The organism is Ignatzschineria sp. PL_is040, from assembly GCF_055813795.1.
The window spans coordinates 413,434-429,901 of the sequence record NZ_JBVPGU010000001.1 but is presented as its reverse complement, the minus strand read 5'-3'; the positions used below and the strand labels follow the sequence as shown (position 1 = coordinate 429,901).

The window sequence follows — 16,468 nt, the reverse complement described above, 5'->3', positions numbered from 1 at the left end:
ATATGAGTTATCAAACAGATAGATCTCGCCGGGGATTTTTAAAGATGGCATCACTGATCGCAGGTGGATCATTGGTTGCACCGGCATTGATGGCAGAATCTCTTCTTCATACTAAAGCGCCGACTGATGTCGATATAGAGACATTAACCGAATGGCGTATTTCGGGCGCTCATTGGGGCGCTTTCCGTGCAAAGGTGGTGGCAAATCGCCTTGTGGAGGTAGAGCCTTTTGAGTTTGACCGTTATCCCACTAGAATTTTGGATGCCGTTCCGGGGATTATCTATAGCCCGGCGCGTGTTCGCTATCCGTTAGTGCGCCTCGATTGGTATAAGCACCGTCACAATAGTGATACGAGTCAGCGTGGCGATAACCGCTTTATTCGGGTCAGTTGGGATGAAGCACTTGATCTCATCTATGAGTCATTAGAGCGAATTCAGACCCAATTTGGCCCATGGGCGCTTCATACCGGGAATGTAGGTTGGCGCTCTGTCGGACAGGTTCATAGTTGTGGAAATCATATGCTTCGTGCGATTGCGATGCATGGGAATAGCGTCGGGACGGCAGGGGATTACTCAACCGGTGCGGGGCAGGTGATTATGCCCTATATTCTCGGCTCCACGGAAGTCTATTCGCAAGGAACATCATGGGATATTATTCTCGAAGAGAGTGATGTGATTGTGATTTGGGGTTCTGATCTGGTGAAGAATCTACAGGTTGGCTGGAATACAGAGACACATGAAGCTTATGGCTACCTTGAGCAACTCAAAGAGAAGGTCGCAGATGGAGAGATTCGGGTGATCTGTATCGATCCTGTTAAGAGTATGACGGCAAACTATCTCAATGCAGAACATCTCTATGTTAACCCCATGACAGACCTTGCGGTGATGATGGGAATTGCCCACACGCTCTGGAAAGAGGATCTCTATGATAAGGAGTTCCTAGAGACTTATACCTTAGGCTTTAATGAGTTTCTCCCCTACCTAAAAGGGGAGACAGAAGATATGGTGGAGAAGACGCCTGAGTGGGCGGCAGAGATCTCTGGCGTACCGGCGGATACCATTCGTGAGCTTGCGCGTGCTATGGCGAAAAATCGTACGCAACTGATGATCGGTTGGGCATTACAGCGTCAGCAACATGGTGAACAACCTTACTGGATGGCGGCTATTGTTGCTGCGATGTTAGGGCAGATCGGTCTTCCCGGTGGTGGTATTAGTTACTCGCATCACTATAGCTCTGTGGGAGTCTCTTCCTCAGGGGCATCGATGCCGGGTGCATTTCCTCTTAATCTCGACTTTGGCCGGGAGCCAAAATATAAGAGTACCGACTATAAAGGATACTCCAATTTTATTCCGGTTTCGCGTGTTGTCGATGCACTCTTAGAGCCAGGAAAAGAGATCAATTACAATGGTAATAAGATTAAGTTAGCACCTTATAAGATGGCCATTTTCTCTGGTGCCAATCAGTGGCATCGTCAGCAAGATCGTAACAAGATGAAGCGGGCCTATCGCAACTTAGAGACCGTTATTGCGGTCGATTATGCTTGGACGGCAACGTGTCGTTTTGCTGATATTGTTCTGCCGGCATGTACCCCTTATGAGCGTAATGACCTCGATGTCTACGGTACCTACAGTAATCGCGGTATTATCGCGATGCATAAGTTGATCGATCCACTCTACTATTCGAAGAGCGATTTTGATATCTGGCGTGAATTTAGTAAGCGACTCAACCGTGAAAAAGAGTATACGCAAAATCGTAATGAGATGCAGTGGATCGAAAAGATCTATATGGATTGTTATAACGAAAACTATCCGAAAGGCTTCTACATGCCCTCATTTAGAGAATTCTGGGAACGTGGATATGTTCTCTTTCCAGAAGGTAAGCCGTGGGTTCGCCATGCAGACTTTAGAGAAGACCCGGAGGTTAATGCACTAGGAACACCTTCAGGCTTTATTGAGATCTATAGCCGAACGATCGCAAGTTATGGTTATGAAGATTGTAAAGGGCATCCGATCTGGATGGAGAAGGCGGAGCGTTCACATGGTGGACCAAAATCTGATCGCTACCCACTCTGGTTACAATCGGCGCATCCCGATAATCGTCTCCATTCACAAGGGTGTGAAGCGACAAAAATGCGCGAGAGTTACGCGATTGCCGGCCGTGAACCTGTCTTTATTAGCCCGATTGATGCCGAGAAACGCGGCATTAAGCATGGGGATTTGGTTCGGGTCTTTAATGATCGTGGTCAGCTACTTGCCGGGGCGAATGTTAATAATAACTTCCCTGAAGGGGTTGTTAGGATCTTTGAAGGTGCGTGGTACTCTCCCCTCGATGAGACGATCGGTTCGATCGATACCTATGGTGATCCCAATACATTGACGATGGATGTGGGGACTTCAAGTCTCTCTCAAGCGCCGAGTGCGAATACCTGTCTTGTGGAGATCGAGAAGTTTGTAGGTGCTGCACCGGCACCGACAGGATTCCATGGTCCTACAGTCGTCGATATTGAAGGGAATGAGACGGTTGAGGTATAGTCTAAATCGGCTTGAGAGCGTAACATAGAGTATTGATAGTTAGTGTATAGTGATTAGCATATAGTAATTAGCGTATAGCAAAGAGATGCGTTGTAGTGAGTCTGCTACAGCGCATCTTGATTATTGAGTTGAGATAGATAACAGATAGGATTAGCTATGAGTGAAATAAGAGCCATCATTAATGAAGCGGCGGTCGTTGCGAAAATGAGAGGGGAGACCTATCAATGGTTTGCCCGAATCTTTGCGAATGAATTAACCGAGAGTGATGTTACGCTCTATCAGGAAGGGGCGCTCAATACTCTATTAGAGCTCTTTACCGAGATCGGCTTAGCAATTGAGGTAGATCAGGTTAAAGCGGCTATTGAGCGTTTTTCTGAGATTGAGCATATTAGTGTTGAACTACGGGCTGATTTTGCAAGTTGTTTTCTGCTCGATGATAAGAGTGGCGCGATTCCTTATGCTTCTCTCTACTTAGGGGATGGCGATATGATGTATGCTGAAGCTGAGCGAAAGATGCGTGAGCTTCTCTCAAAGAGTGGGTTAGCGATTTTAGATTCTTTCAAAGAGCCCTCTGATCATCTTGCCATCTATCTTGCGCTTCTCCAGAAATGGTGCGAGCAATTAGCGAGAGATCTAGAAGAGAAGCGGGAAGATTATTCTCTCTTAAAGAGCGAATATATTGCACAGCAAACCTTTCTTCAAGAGGGCTTGCTCTCCTGGATTCCTCTTTGGAATGAGCGATTACAACGTGTGACCCATTGCCGCTGCACTTTTTATAGCGCTATGGGCTCACTTCTGGTGGCCTATCTTTTAGCAGATAATGATTATTTAACTGTAGAAATTGAGAGACTGATTGCGCTTGAGCTATAGCAGAATATGCATCATTTTGTTAAGGTGATGCACTATTAATAATTTCTCTTCCTTTAAGCTATTTAGGAGCTATTTTTATGATTAAAAAGATTACACTCTCCATTCCGGAAATTAGCTGTTCCCATTGCACAAGCAGTATTGATGCTGCTTTACGGGAATTAGATGGTATTCAAGCGGTTGAATCGAGCGTTGAGAAGAAGCAGACAACAGTAGAATTTGCCTCAGAGATTATCTCAGAAGGTGCGATCATTGAGATTATTGATGATATCGGTTTTGCCGCAGAGGTGATTTCTTAATCAAGATGCTAAGCAGATGTTAAATAGAGGTGAAAACCAGCGACAAGATCGCTGGTTTTTTTATTGCCTCAGTTTATTGCTTCAGTCTATCTCTTTAGCTAAAAGAAAGAGAATATTGAAGCGTAATATTGAAATAGAGAGCTTCAATTACTCAAATATCTTTAAGAAGTTTTGTAGTAGCGTCTGGAAGAAGGAGCGACTCTGATGGCTGCTCCATTGAATTCCATTTGCATGACAACTCTCCGTGATAAAGGGATTATCATTGCCCTGAATATCAAGAATAATCTCATTTCGCTCACATTCCCAGGAAGTGGGTGGGAAGGTCAGATGCCATTTCTGCATAAGATTCATCTCACGACTGGTAAAAGGAACATTGTAACGATCATTCATATAGAGATAGGTGCGTGCAATCATCCCTTTAACCTCATCACGCGGGAGTACTTGTCGCTTCTTAAAATCAGTTCTAAATTGGCAAGCGCCATATTGATTAAATTGGGGGGTTAGCTCAGCGAAGCTAAAGTTAGAGCGATCGGCATTGATCTCGCCTACGGCAGGTTGCAAATTATGCATATCTCCCTCCATCATCTTAAAGAGGGTATTTTCATCCACATCACCCACTTTACAGCCGCTCCGTCCGCCATCTTTCCAACACTGCATATTTTTACCAAAAGCATGTGCCGGAACTACATGTTCCCACTCAATACGGTTAGCACGCTCTGGATTATTACGAATCACGTAACCGCAGCTCGCAAGATCAACAACGCCGCTCTGATTGTTGAAGGTAAAATCACAGCCACAATAGAATTCTTCTTGATCAGGATAGGCTTTGTAGATCTTAACAAGCTCTCTCTTTGCCTGTTTAAAACTAGTGATATTGCTACTCTTATCGGTGATCAGCCCATCACCATAGAAGTATTGGAATAGACCAATTGCCGCAAGCGCAACAATTCCTAAAATCCACTGTTTAGGATTACGTTTCTTAAAACTCTTTTTAATAACTTTTTCGATCGACTTATTAAAACCTGGGCGCATAATATAACTCTTGATTCCCTTGAGGAGTGAAATTGATCTAGTACTAGATCTTAAAAGTGAGGGCGCATTATACTGCTATTTGCCCATTTTGTGAAAAGAGTGGGGAATAAACCGCTATTATTGAGAGCCATTGTGAAAGATGGGCTATAATTTAACCACTTTTCCCGATCGATCGAGTAATTGATTGAGTAATCAGAATGCAATCAGTTGGCTTGCTGACCAGTTAACCAGTTCATTAGTGGATCAGTTAATGATGATTGAGTGTCGTCCATAAGGAATTCAAGAGATGATGATATTTGTAATACTCATGGTGATTTTACTGCTGCTATTAGTGCTTTTAGCCTATTATGTGGCCTATCTATTGATTATGCCGGCAACAATCTGGGGATTAGTGACCGTTGGGGCGATCGGTACAGGTTTACTGCTTCTACTCTTTCTCTTAGTGCGTCTGATCTTTATCACAATTGAGTGGTTTTTAGATCAAAGGCGCATGAAGAGAGAGATCAGAATAGAAGCGGAGCGCGGGAGAGGAGGGGAAGAGTAATGGTGCGATTAATTTTTGTAATATTGATGATCTACCTACTCTACAAGGTGGGGCGTCTTCTTTTACGTGGATTGATGCTCCTGATTGCGGCTATCTACTCCTTTATCTCAGAAGAATCGCAAAAACAGCGAGAGAAAGAGAGCCTCTACCAAAAAGAGCGAGCTTGGGAAGTGAAGCAGAAAGTCTCACAATATCAGGCACAAGGCACACTCCCATCTTGGATGAATAGCGATCGAATCAACGATTTTAATCAAGGTGTCTACCAAGTTTTACGAAGTAGTGGAATCGGTATAGAAGATGCAAAACGACTCCTCAATCATCGAAACCCTTACCTAAGAGCGCTCTATGTTGCCGGCAGAATGGAGCGGAAAGGGGCCACTTATGAAGAGCAGAAGCGCGCTGCCGGTGAGACACTCGTCGCATTGTGGCAGCGAGCGGATCACCAACAGCTCTTTTCCGATCATCTTGAGTAATATCTTGAGTAATATCTTAAGTAATAGTGATCGCGATAGCCTCTATGGTTCTATGGTTCTATGGTTCTATGGTTCTATGGTTCTATGGTTCTACGGCTCTACGACCCTACGTCTCTATGGATCTATGGAAACATCTTTAAAATCATCACTAATAATTTTTGTGCCGCGGGAGGCAGTTGACGACCGCGTCGAGTCATCATATAGGTCTCTGTCCGATTAAAATAGGGGTGACTTAAGTGGTGGAGTGCTAATCGATCTCGATCTTCCTCATAGAGCATAAATTCAGGCAGTAGCGTGACGCCACCACCAATCGCATACTGTTTTAACATATGGAGCTGGCTACATTTTAAGGTGGGATGGAGCGTGATCTCCTCCTCATCTTCTACTCGCTGAATAATTTGTCGAATCCCTTGAGAGATATCGCCCATCGCTAAGGGATAATCTCTGATTTGCGCAAGAGTTAAAGGGGCTTTCTCATTTAGAAGGGGATGTGTCGGGGGAAGAAAGGCTTTTACGGTATGTTGCCGCTTAAAATGGACCCGTAAATTGGGCTCTAAGATAGGATTAAAAGCGATTCCGATATGGGCTTCATTATCACTTACTTTTCGGACAACATGATTGCTACTTCCAGCAGAGAGTTGTACCTCAATCTGTGGATGATCTTTAGAAAATTGGGAGATAATTGTTGCTAAGTGGCGTAGATATCCTTCACCTGTTGCGATCGTTACCTTTCCTCGCTCTAACCCTTGTAGCGCTGCTAAAGAGGCGAGCAGATCCTCCTCCTGTTCTAGGGAGTGAGCAAAATATTTTAAAACTAACTCTCCCGATTCTGTAGGATGCGCACCTCTTAAATTCTTCTCTAAGAGCGATGTTTTTAGCTCCTCTTCAAGCAGTGTGATTTGCCGGCTAATAGAGGAGGGTGCGACATTGAGGATATCTGCCGCATTACGAATTCCACCATATTTGACAGCTTGATAGAGATAGTAGACGCGATGCTTCTTAATCATAGAGTAACTCCTCGCTCTTATTTTAGATCTTTCTTGAGATCTCTTCTTTAGATGAGTGTTGCGTTAAAACGAACAAAATTCTTAATTCGTTTTATTGTTGCACATTTTGACTTTCTCTATACTGAAATTGATCAGAATTATTGAGATAAAAGAGAGAAGGGAGTGGAATATGGATCAGGAAATATTGAAGGATGTCGCAATTATCGGCTTAGGTAATATGGGGCTAGGGATGGCAAAGAATCTCTTGTCGAAGGGATACCGTGTCAGTGGTTTTGATTTAAGTGAAGCGGCACGAAATAGTGCTATGGATGCCGGCGTTAAGATTTTACCCGTAGAGGAGTTGGTCGCAGGGACGAGAATTCTACTGCTCTCTCTACCAAAAGCGGAACATGTTCTTGCTTGCAGTTATGAGATTGAGAGGTGGGGAGAGAAAGGTTTAGTTGTGATCGATACGAGCACCTCAACTCCTGATGTTACGCGAATGATCTATCAACGCTTTATTGAGAAAGAGATGCTCTTTGTGGATGCTCCTGTTTCTGGTGGGCCTAAAGGTGCGCTTACCGGCACGATGACAATGGTCGTTGGCGCAGACAGATGGTTATTTGAGGCATTAAAGCCGCTCTTAGAGGCGATGAGCTCAACGCAGGTTCATGTTGGGAAGGCTGGTGCCGGCAATATAGTAAAGATCTGTAATAACCTATTGATTGCGGCTCATCTAATCACAACTGCAGAAGCACTTTCGTTAGCAACTAAAGCAGGCGTTGAGCCGGAGGCCTTTTTTGCCGGCATCAATAGAGGGTCGGGAAGAAGTGCGGCGAGCGAGGTCAATTTTCCACTCTGGATTCTTAATGGTGCTTTCAACTCCGGCTTTACGATGGGATTGATGCGTAAAGATGTGGGATTAGCACAATCATTAATGGCGGAGATGGGGATGGAGCTCCCTCTTAGTCAAGAGATTATCGCTCTTTGGGAGCAGAGTCGTTCATTTTTGGCAGATGATGCCGATTTTAATGAGATTGTAAAAAATTATAAAACAGAGTGATCTTTAACTTTATGGTGAATGTGAGGCTCTTGAGTTGATCGTTAAGCGCAGAGAGTAGATCGCGAGTTAGATAACGAAAGAGTGAGGAGAGCAAGATGGCTCGAGAGGAGAAGAGGATGATAAATTGTAGGTCAGAGCAACAGAGAGAGAGTCGATTTTGGGAGTTGTTAAATCAATTTTTCCCCGGCGCCGAGAGTATCGGCAGTTATATCGGCGGAGAGTGGCTGATTGGAGATGGAAGCGATATTGAGCTCTACAATGCCGATAATGGAGAGCTCTTCTATGCTTATCGGGATGCATCTTTAGAGATCATTCCAAAGCTCAATGAGGTCACAAAAATAGCACAAGCAAAGTGGCGCGCGATGAGTGCTGCTGATCGTGGACGCTTGATTTTTCAGGTCGGTGCTAAGATTAGAGCTGTGAGTGCAGAGCTTTCGGAGTTAGAGGCGATAGTCGGCAATAAACCGATTCGTGATGCGCGTGGGGAGGTCGCGAAAGTTGCAGAGATGTTTGAGTATTATGCCGGCTGGAGCGATAAGCTGCATGGTGAGGTGATTCCGGTACCTACGACTCATCTCAACTATGTTCTCTACGAACCTTTAGGAACCGTGTTACAGATCACGCCCTGGAATGCCCCTCTCTTTACGGCAGGATGGCAGATTGCGCCGGCAATTACCGCAGGAAATGCCGTGATCTTAAAACCTTCAGAATTAACGCCGGTCACCTCCTTAATCTTAGCGAAATTGATCGAAGCGGTTGGCATCCCGAAAGGTTTAGTCAATGTTGTTGCCGGCTATGGTCATACCATTGGGCAGATGATGATTCAACGTTGCCATATTGAGAAGGTTGTTTTTGTCGGTTCTCCTAATACCGGTGAGCAGATCGCTGTTGCTGCTGCAAGAAAGGGGATTCCTGCCATTTTAGAGTTAGGGGGGAAGTCCGCCAATATTGTCTTCGCTGATGCCGATTATGAGAAAGCATTGAGAGGGGCGCAAAATGCCATTTTTGGTTCTGCGGGGCAGAGTTGCGTCTCCGGTTCACGTCTATTAGTCGAGCGAACTATTTTTGAGCAATTTGTCAACGATCTTGCCGCAACTACGAATCAGTTCCAAGTAGGGAATCCGCTTGATGAAGCGACACAGATCGGCCCTATTCAGAACCGAAAACAGTACACTCATGTCTGCAAAATGATTGCGCAAGCTTTGGCGGAAGGCGCAAAAATTCCTAACAATAATGTAGAATCTCTCCCTTCAAGTAGCGGATATTATGTTTATCCTACTGTTTTGATCGGTGATAATCGGATGCAGTGTGCTCAAGAAGAGATCTTCGGTCCTGTTGTTGTGGCAATACCTTTCGACAGTGAAGCAGAAGCGATTGCTATCGCCAATGAGAGTGCCTTTGGGCTTGCCGGAGCTGTTTGGTGTCGTGATGTTGCAAAAGCGCATCGTGTTGCCGATCAGGTAAGGGCGGGAACATTTTGGATCAATGGTTATAAGACGATTCATGTGAGCTCCCCTTTTGGCGGTTATGGCGCGAGTGGTTATGGGCGCTCATCTGGATTAGAGGCTTTAAGGGCTTATAGTCAGGTTAAAAGTATCTGGGTTGAAAGGGCGGTCGAACCGCTTGTAAACTTTGGATATGGCGCTCAGGAGAAGTCATCATAGATAGGCGTTGTTGATGACAACAGTCGATATCATATTTTCGAGATATATGAGATGTTCGAGATATGTCTCGAGATATGCCTCGAGATATGTCATTAATATAAGATGTAGATGAAGAAGTAGATAAAGCAGTAGAAGCAGTAGTAGATAGATAATAATGAGAATAAATAAGATAAAGATCACTTTAGTGATCATGGAGGATTAGAGTATGAGTAAGCATGAGCATTATTCGAAGCTATTAGATTGGCGTCTGCATCTGGTGGTTATTATCGTTACCGTTCTTGCAGAGATAATTGGCATTATGAAATTTGATATCGGAATCGGAATTGTTATCCTTCTTCCGCTTCTTTACGCATTTCTCTTCTCTGTCCTCTTTAACGGTAATATTATTCCCGGGACTGGAAGAATTATTGGCCCAAGCGCACAGACGGCTAGCCATTGGGTTTTGATCTGTGTGATGCCTTTTATCGCCAAGTTCTCTATCGGTATTGGTCCTAAAATTAATGATATTATCGCTGCAGGTCCGGCACTGATTTTGCAAGAGCTTGGAAATGTAGCTACCGTTTTAGTCGCAATGCCGGTTGCGGTTCTTCTCTTTAGAATGGGGCGTGAATCGGTTGGGGCAACTCACTCAATTGCGCGTGAGCCCAATATTGCATTGGTGGCAGACCGTTTTGGCATTAAGAGTCCAGAAGGGATTGGTGTGATGGGGGTCTACGTGATGGGGACACTCTTCGGCGCGATCTATTTCTCTCTTCTTGCCGGTTTTATGGCCTCTTGGGACTACTTTGACGTTCGTGCTTTAGCGATGGCGTGTGGTGTCGGGAGTGGCAGTATGATGGGGGCATGTTCCGCATCACTTGCCGAGGTTGTTCCTAGTAGAGCAGAAGATATTGTTGCTTTTGCGGCAACATCAAATCTCTTAACTTATGGAACAGGGCTCTTTGTGAGTGTCTTTGTCGCGTTACCTCTAGCGGAGTATTGCTATAAATTCTTGAGCAAAATGCGTCAACCGGCAGCACTCAATAGTGCGATGGAAGAAGCATTAGAGCAAGATTCAGCAGTAGAGGCAAAAGTGGTAGAAGATAGTGAAGAGCTTCGTCTTTCAACGATTCAGGTACTTATCGCATTGGCGGTGATGTCCCTTATTCTTCTGATCTCTAACTGGGCCGGCACAGGAATCTCTCCATTAGTGGCATTGCCCGGCATGGTCGTGATCTACGCTTTAAGTGTTGGCGGCGTTTTGTTAGGAAAGGTTATTCCCATTAAAATTCCGGCTATTGCTTGGATCTCCCTTCTTGCGATCTTCTTTGGTCTCCCCTTTATGCCGACAGCAGATTATCTAGTTGCGACTACTGAAAAATTAGGACTATTACCCCTAATTACGCCGGCATTAGCCTATGCAGGGATCGCTATCTCAAAGCGGGAAGTGGAGCTCTTTAAAAAGTCAGGGATCAAGATCGCAATCGTAGCGCTCTTAACCTTTACCGGCACCTTCTTAGGTTCAGCTTTTATCGCCGATCTTCTTCTCTAATGATGTCATCGAACAACAAGGGGTAATTACAGATTAAAGCAGATCGTTTTGATAAAGTAGTACCCCTTTTATAGCACCTATTTTAAATGCTCAAGTAATCTCTTGAGATCATAAGAGTGGCTTCGATAATTCGAAGTCACTTTTTTTGTTTTATCCTTGAGTTTTATTCTTTATTTCGATTTTTATTTCATCTTTTAATTTTATTACTTAATGTCAATATTAATATCTAATCCTAAAACTCAACCCCTAATAATATCTATTCCACTATTCCACTATTTCACTATTTCACTATTCCACTATTCCACTATTTGAAAATTATATTTAATTAAAATGTATATTAAATAATGATTTGTTGATTTGTGTTTATTTTGTATATTTTTATATTCCCTTTAATCTGTTATCGTGAAGTAATAGTGAGATCCACTCGCTCTCCTTTATTAGATACTTTGAGTATTTTGAATATTTTAGGCTTTACTTCTTAGATTTCACTTCTCAGATTCTATTTCTGAGGCATTATTTCTTAGACTTTTTATAAAACCAACAATGGCTCTTTATAAAGATGGAATATTAAGGATAGATTATGGATTATCTTCATGGCTCTGATCTGACTTCGATTCTTCACTCAAAACGTGCGAATATCTATTACTTGGAATATTGCCGGGTTTTGGTCAATGGTGGGCGCGTAGAGTATGTGACTGATCGAGGTAAAGAAGCGCTCTATTATAATATCCCCATTGCAAATACCAGTTGTCTATTATTGGGGATTGGAACATCAATTACCCAAGCCGCAGTTCGGGATTTAGTAAAAGCAGGGGTAATGATTGGATTCTCAGGGAATGGAGGAACACCACTGTTGGCTGGCACAGAGCCTGAAATTGCGTGCCATTTCTTTTCTCCTCAATCAGAATATCGCCCTACAGAATACCTTCAAGCATGGTGTCAATTTTGGTTTGATGATGATAAACGGTTACAAGCGGCTAAATTACTGCAAAAAGCGAGATTACAGTTTACGCTTAAAATGTGGCAGAAACATCCCTGGAAATTTAATATTAATCTGCTAAAAGAAACCGTAGAAAATTATGAGCATGAAATAGAGGCGTGCTCAAATACCCAAGAATTACTTTTAACAGAAGGGCGCTTAACGAAGAAACTCTACCATTTTGCAAATCAAGCGACCTTAAATGTCGCCAATTTTCGAAGAGATTCAACAGAGAGTGATTATCGAAAAAAAGATCCCACCAACCGTTTTTTGGATCATGGCAATTATTTAGCCTATGGTCTTGGAGCGACAGCTTGTTGGGTTTTAGGGTTACCTCATGGGTTATCAATTTTGCATGGAAAGACTCGGCGAGGAGGTCTCGTTTTTGATGCCGCAGATATCATCAAGGATGGAATTATTTTACCTTTAGCCTTTATTTCAGCTCTATCAGGAGATAATGAACGAGAATTTAGAGAGAATATTATTGAAGTATTGCGACGATATGATGCTTTGGATCATATTTTTGAGGTGCTCAAAGAGATCGCAAACTATCAATATGAGGATAAAATATGAATTTACTATTTGTATCTGAATGTAGTGATAAAGCACTTAAAGAGACTCGACGAATTTTAGATCAATTTGCAGAGAGAACAGGGCGTCGAACTTGGCAAACAGCGATGACGATGGAAGGCTTAAAAACAGTGCATCGCCTGCTTCGTAAAACAGCTCGTAAAAATAGTGCTATAGCATGTTTTTGGATTCGAGGTAAAAATCGGACAGAATTATTATGGACTGTAGGACGACCCTATGCATTTAATGAGCGAGGGAGAGTACCTACTAATCGAACTAAACGTCATGTTAATCCTCAAGATGAGATCCAGTGGAGAGATGGTCGAACTATTGAGATTATTGCGACTTTAGCGGCATTACTGCATGATCTTGGCAAAGCAACCATTGGGTTTCAGGAGAAGCTACGACCTAATAGTCATACTGTTGATCCTTATCGACATGAATGGCTCTCTTTACAGATGTTTTTATTGATCATTAAGGATTGTCAGACAGATTTTGAGGCATTAGAACGTTTAGCCCATTTTGAGTGGAAGAATGAAATATTTCGGGAATTAGAAAAGAAAAATTTTGATCAAGTAGAAATCCCTGATCAACCTTTGATACAGCTTCTTTCTTGGTTGATTGTCTCCCATCATAAACTTCCTTTATCTTCTTTTGAAGATCGACAAAATGAACAAAATAACTGGCTAACTCGAAAGCAATTCTTTGCGCAATTACGAGCGATGAAAGGATGGGTGAGAAATAGTGTTGAGAATGATCTGAAATTTTGGTCTATTTTAACCGACCCAGAGCGGATTACACCTGAGTTAACAAAACAGTTTAAAGGGTGGAGTAACGCTCTACAATATTGGGCTTCACAAGCATTATTACTCTCTCTACAGGAGCGTGGCGAAGCGCTTCTTTCACCATTTATACTCTATTTAAGCCGCACAACATTAGTATTAGCGGATCATACCTACTCATCTGTAAAGTCAACGCAGGGCTTGCGCTTTTTGGAGCAGGTCGAGGATCGATATCTCTATCGCGCATTACCATTGATCGCCAATACATTTAGTCGGGAAAATAAAGAGCCTAATCAGACACTCGCTCGCCATTTAACTGGTGTTGCCGGACAAGCTTCTAATTTTGCTCGTAAACTTCCTTTTTTACGGCAAGAACTACCTTTTCTGAAAGAGAAGCCTCTCTTAATGAAAAGCCGTACGCCCAAACATCTTGTTAAATTTGTCTGGCAAGATCAGTCAACACAACTGGCAAGAGGACTCAATTTACTATCAGAGACGCAAGGATTCTTTGGCATTAATATGGCATCAACCGGACATGGTAAGACCCTTGGTAATGTCAAAATTATGAATGCTCTTCAAAGTGAGGAGCGAAGATCGAGATTGACGATTGCTTTAGGGCTTCGAGTGTTAACACTGCAAACAGGGGAGAAGCTTAAAGAGGATCTATCCCTTTCAGATTATGAAATTGCAACCTTAGTCGGTGGTGTAGGTATTTCGGAACTCTATGCTTTAAAAGCGAAAGAGAATCAGCAAATGGCTTCAAACCAAGGGAACTCAACCACACAGATTGATGAAGATGACTCTCAAATGTCCCGTATTGAAGCACAATATGCCAGCCAGGGAAGTGAATCTTTGATGGCACTTGTCGAAGGAGATGTATTAGGTGGCTATGATACTGCATTAACTGAAGAGGATCTCGGTGTTGCGGTGTCTGATCAAAAGGCGCAGAAACTACTCTATTCCCCAATTGTCGCTACGACAATCGACCATTTAATTCCTGCAACTGAAACAATGCGAGGTGGTAAGCAGATTGTCCCTATTTTACGCCTCTTAACATCTGATCTTATTTTAGATGAAGTAGATGATTTTAGTCCTGATGATCTCTGTGCAGTGACACGTTTAATCTATCTTGCGGGTGTACTCGGAAGTCGGATTATGCTCTCTTCTGCAACATTAACGCCGGATCTGATTGCGGGATTATTTGAAGCTTATAGCCAAGGATATCGGCTGTGGCAGAAACAAAATTTAGCAGAAATAGATGATGAGAATGGCAAAGTACTTGTAGCATGGTTTGATGAGTTTAAGTGTGAATCAACCACTATTGATGTAGCGTTAATTGAGAGTGATTTAGAGGATAAGCTAAAAGAGAACGAATTAAATCTAGAGAAGTCGAAAACGTTCAATATTGATCATACGCGCGTGCAGTTTATGGCGCACCATAATGATTTTGTCTCATCTCGGGTAAGGGCGCTTGAGGCTATGCGATTAGAGAAGCCTATGCGCCGAGGAAAGCTTATTCCATTTGAGTTTTCCCCGAAGTCTCGTAGCGCAAATAGTGAAGATTATCAACAATTAGCAGATTCATTATTACCTGCAATTATAGAGATGCACCACAGTAATAGCGAGACTATTCCAGAGTGGTTACAGGCACAAGTTATTAAGGCTCAACGCACAGTAGAATTATCGGATCAAGAGAAGAGACTATTGGCACCAGTAGATTTAAGCTGTGGGGTTTTAAGAATTGCCAATATTCGTCATATCCTGCCATTAACTCGTGCATTCTTTGAATTATCACTGCCGGAAGATATTCATCTTCATATCGTACCGTACCATGCTCGGCAATTGCTCTTGCTCCGTTCTCAATTAGAGAAAGTACTTGATCGGCTCTTTAATCGAAAAGTGCCGGAAAAACTATTTTCACAACCAGAGATTAAAGAGGCACTTATAAAATATCCGGCGAAGCATCATATTTTTATGATCATCGCTTCACCTGTTATTGAAGTTGGAAGAGATATCGATCTTAATTGGGCGATGAGTGAGCCCTCGGCTATGAGCTCCTTAATTCAACTTGCCGGAAGAGTTATGCGTCACCGAGAACTAGGGCAACTTTATCAATCTGATATTCACTTTACTTCATCTAAGAAAGGGAAGGGGGAAAATTCAATTGAAAAGATTGATAATTTACCGGCGAATATTGGTGTATTAGATCGTAATTTGCGTAGCTGTTTTTCAAATACGGAGATTGCTTATGAAAAACCAGGCTATGAAAATGCTCAATATCGGTTAACAGAACATCAAGGAGATAATAGTTATCAATCTCTCTTTAGAGAAGTGGAACTCTCTGTGATAGATTCAATTCCACGAATTATGAAAATGGAAATCGACAGCGAATCGATGGAGGCTGAAAAAGCTTCCTCAAGACGGCGTAGGCGAAGTGCTCGGAATCAGGATAATATTATTAAATGTAGATATCTATCTGATTTAGAACATCGGGTACTAGAAGCTTGTTACTTTCCCAAAAAAGATGGAAAACCCACCGAGAATCTGATGAATATCTTTTGGAATAGACAATATGCGGTGCATCTACGAGCCGATCTACAAGCTAAAACCCCTTTTAGATGCAGTTATGGCAGTGACCGGCGTTATATCTATTTCCCTTTTTCTGAGATCAAGAAGATCAGTGATATTAAAGATGCCGATTTTAAATTTATTGCTTATGAGAGCTTACAACAGTTTTATCAAGAGGGAGGAAATCGAGATTTAGATAGCCATGAGCATTTAGTCGCATCAAAGATCTCTTTAGAGATTACCCGGGAGAATCCACAAGTTTCTAGGTGGTTAGAATTAGATGTGAAACAGGAATTTAGTAAAATCTGCCGACAAATCAAAGGTAGATCATATCGATCCTCGGCGATTAATTTTTTAACGATCGAGTTAGACCAGACAAAACAATTTGATTTCCATCCTTGGCTAGGGTTTTATCATAGAGGTAGAGTATAATAATTCCCAACTGCTGAATAAGCAGCTAAGAAAATTTAGTAGTTATTTTGTTTATTATCCGCCGAACAGGCGGTAACCCAGTGCCTCATAGCATTGGGTTTTTTTATAACTCGAAATAATTTATCCATTTACTAGTTTTTTTGTTTG

12 protein-coding genes are annotated in these 16,468 nt (G+C 42.6%); 10 read left to right on the top strand and 2 right to left on the bottom strand.

Annotation, left to right across the window (positions count from 1 at the left end):
* Positions 1–2: 2 nt before the first annotated feature.
* The 3 genes from torA (at position 3) to AC0SAP_RS01700 (ending at position 3,697) form a co-directional block, all read left to right on the top strand.
* The gene (gene torA, locus AC0SAP_RS01710; protein ID WP_473382592.1) at positions 3–2,531 is read left to right on the top strand and encodes a trimethylamine-N-oxide reductase TorA; all 2,529 of its coding nucleotides are present in this window, start codon (positions 3–5) and stop codon (positions 2,529–2,531) included.
* Between the two features lie 156 nt (positions 2,532–2,687).
* A complete protein-coding gene (gene torD / locus AC0SAP_RS01705) occupies positions 2,688–3,401 on the top strand; it encodes a molecular chaperone TorD (protein ID WP_473382591.1) in 714 nt (237 codons plus the stop codon).
* A gap of 77 nt (positions 3,402–3,478) precedes the next feature.
* Positions 3,479–3,697, top strand: coding sequence for a heavy-metal-associated domain-containing protein (locus AC0SAP_RS01700; RefSeq protein ID WP_286479493.1), 219 nt, complete (start codon positions 3,479–3,481; stop codon positions 3,695–3,697).
* Between the two features lie 147 nt (positions 3,698–3,844).
* Here AC0SAP_RS01700 and AC0SAP_RS01695 read toward each other — a convergent pair whose 3' ends face one another.
* Positions 3,845–4,729: an endonuclease gene (locus AC0SAP_RS01695; protein ID WP_473382589.1), complete on the bottom strand. Its 885-nt coding sequence runs from the start codon at positions 4,727–4,729 to the stop codon at positions 3,845–3,847.
* Between the two features lie 286 nt (positions 4,730–5,015).
* Between AC0SAP_RS01695 and AC0SAP_RS01690 the strand changes: the two genes are divergently transcribed.
* Positions 5,016–5,273 (top strand): hypothetical protein, encoded by a 258-nt coding sequence (locus AC0SAP_RS01690; RefSeq protein ID WP_286479487.1) that lies wholly within the window; start codon positions 5,016–5,018, stop codon positions 5,271–5,273.
* Positions 5,273–5,746: a hypothetical protein gene (locus AC0SAP_RS01685; protein WP_286479484.1), complete on the top strand. Its 474-nt coding sequence runs from the start codon at positions 5,273–5,275 to the stop codon at positions 5,744–5,746. Before AC0SAP_RS01690 ends, AC0SAP_RS01685 begins: the two co-directional genes overlap by 1 nt.
* A gap of 122 nt (positions 5,747–5,868) precedes the next feature.
* Here the strand turns inward: AC0SAP_RS01685 and AC0SAP_RS01680 are convergent, their stop codons facing one another.
* A complete protein-coding gene (locus tag AC0SAP_RS01680; protein ID WP_473382587.1) occupies positions 5,869–6,753 on the bottom strand; it encodes a LysR family transcriptional regulator in 885 nt (294 codons plus the stop codon).
* Between the two features lie 181 nt (positions 6,754–6,934).
* On the opposite strand from AC0SAP_RS01680, the gene AC0SAP_RS01675 reads away from it, so the two are divergent.
* The 5 genes from AC0SAP_RS01675 (at position 6,935) to cas3f (ending at position 16,321) form a co-directional block, all read left to right on the top strand.
* Complete coding sequence (locus AC0SAP_RS01675) at positions 6,935–7,795, top strand: NAD(P)-dependent oxidoreductase (RefSeq protein WP_473382981.1); 861 nt, start codon at positions 6,935–6,937, stop codon at positions 7,793–7,795.
* Between the two features lie 116 nt (positions 7,796–7,911).
* Positions 7,912–9,459: an aldehyde dehydrogenase family protein gene (locus AC0SAP_RS01670; RefSeq protein ID WP_286479475.1), complete on the top strand. Its 1,548-nt coding sequence runs from the start codon at positions 7,912–7,914 to the stop codon at positions 9,457–9,459.
* A 205-nt stretch (positions 9,460–9,664) separates the two neighbouring features.
* On the top strand, positions 9,665–10,990 hold the full coding sequence (locus tag AC0SAP_RS01665; RefSeq protein ID WP_473382585.1) for a DUF3100 domain-containing protein: 1,326 nt from the start codon (positions 9,665–9,667) through the stop codon (positions 10,988–10,990).
* A 580-nt stretch (positions 10,991–11,570) separates the two neighbouring features.
* Positions 11,571–12,542 carry a type I-F CRISPR-associated endonuclease Cas1f gene (gene cas1f, locus AC0SAP_RS01660; RefSeq protein ID WP_473382584.1) on the top strand — a complete coding sequence of 324 codons (972 nt, stop codon included), beginning with the start codon at positions 11,571–11,573 and terminating at the stop codon, positions 12,540–12,542.
* Positions 12,539–16,321, top strand: a complete 3,783-nt coding sequence (gene cas3f / locus AC0SAP_RS01655; protein WP_473382582.1) for a type I-F CRISPR-associated helicase Cas3f — start codon at positions 12,539–12,541, stop codon at positions 16,319–16,321. Before cas1f ends, cas3f begins: the two co-directional genes overlap by 4 nt.
* The last annotated feature ends 147 nt before the right edge of the window (positions 16,322–16,468 follow it).

Excerpts from the sequence above, each read along its gene's own strand:
- AC0SAP_RS01690 (WP_286479487.1), top strand. The coding sequence starts at position 5,016 with ATGATGATATTTGTAATACTCATGGTGATTTTACTGCTGCTATTAGTG.
- AC0SAP_RS01665 (WP_473382585.1), top strand. The coding sequence starts at position 9,665 with ATGAGTAAGCATGAGCATTATTCGAAGCTATTAGATTGGCGTCTGCAT.
- AC0SAP_RS01670 (WP_286479475.1), top strand. The coding sequence starts at position 7,912 with ATGATAAATTGTAGGTCAGAGCAACAGAGAGAGAGTCGATTTTGGGAG.
- torA (WP_473382592.1), top strand. The coding sequence starts at position 3 with ATGAGTTATCAAACAGATAGATCTCGCCGGGGATTTTTAAAGATGGCA.
- AC0SAP_RS01695 (WP_473382589.1), bottom strand. The coding sequence starts at position 4,729 with ATGCGCCCAGGTTTTAATAAGTCGATCGAAAAAGTTATTAAAAAGAGT.
- AC0SAP_RS01700 (WP_286479493.1), top strand. The coding sequence starts at position 3,479 with ATGATTAAAAAGATTACACTCTCCATTCCGGAAATTAGCTGTTCCCAT.
- torD (WP_473382591.1), top strand. The coding sequence starts at position 2,688 with ATGAGTGAAATAAGAGCCATCATTAATGAAGCGGCGGTCGTTGCGAAA.
- AC0SAP_RS01680 (WP_473382587.1), bottom strand. The coding sequence starts at position 6,753 with ATGATTAAGAAGCATCGCGTCTACTATCTCTATCAAGCTGTCAAATAT.
- cas1f (WP_473382584.1), top strand. The coding sequence starts at position 11,571 with ATGGATTATCTTCATGGCTCTGATCTGACTTCGATTCTTCACTCAAAA.
- AC0SAP_RS01685 (WP_286479484.1), top strand. The coding sequence starts at position 5,273 with ATGGTGCGATTAATTTTTGTAATATTGATGATCTACCTACTCTACAAG.
- cas3f (WP_473382582.1), top strand. The coding sequence starts at position 12,539 with ATGAATTTACTATTTGTATCTGAATGTAGTGATAAAGCACTTAAAGAG.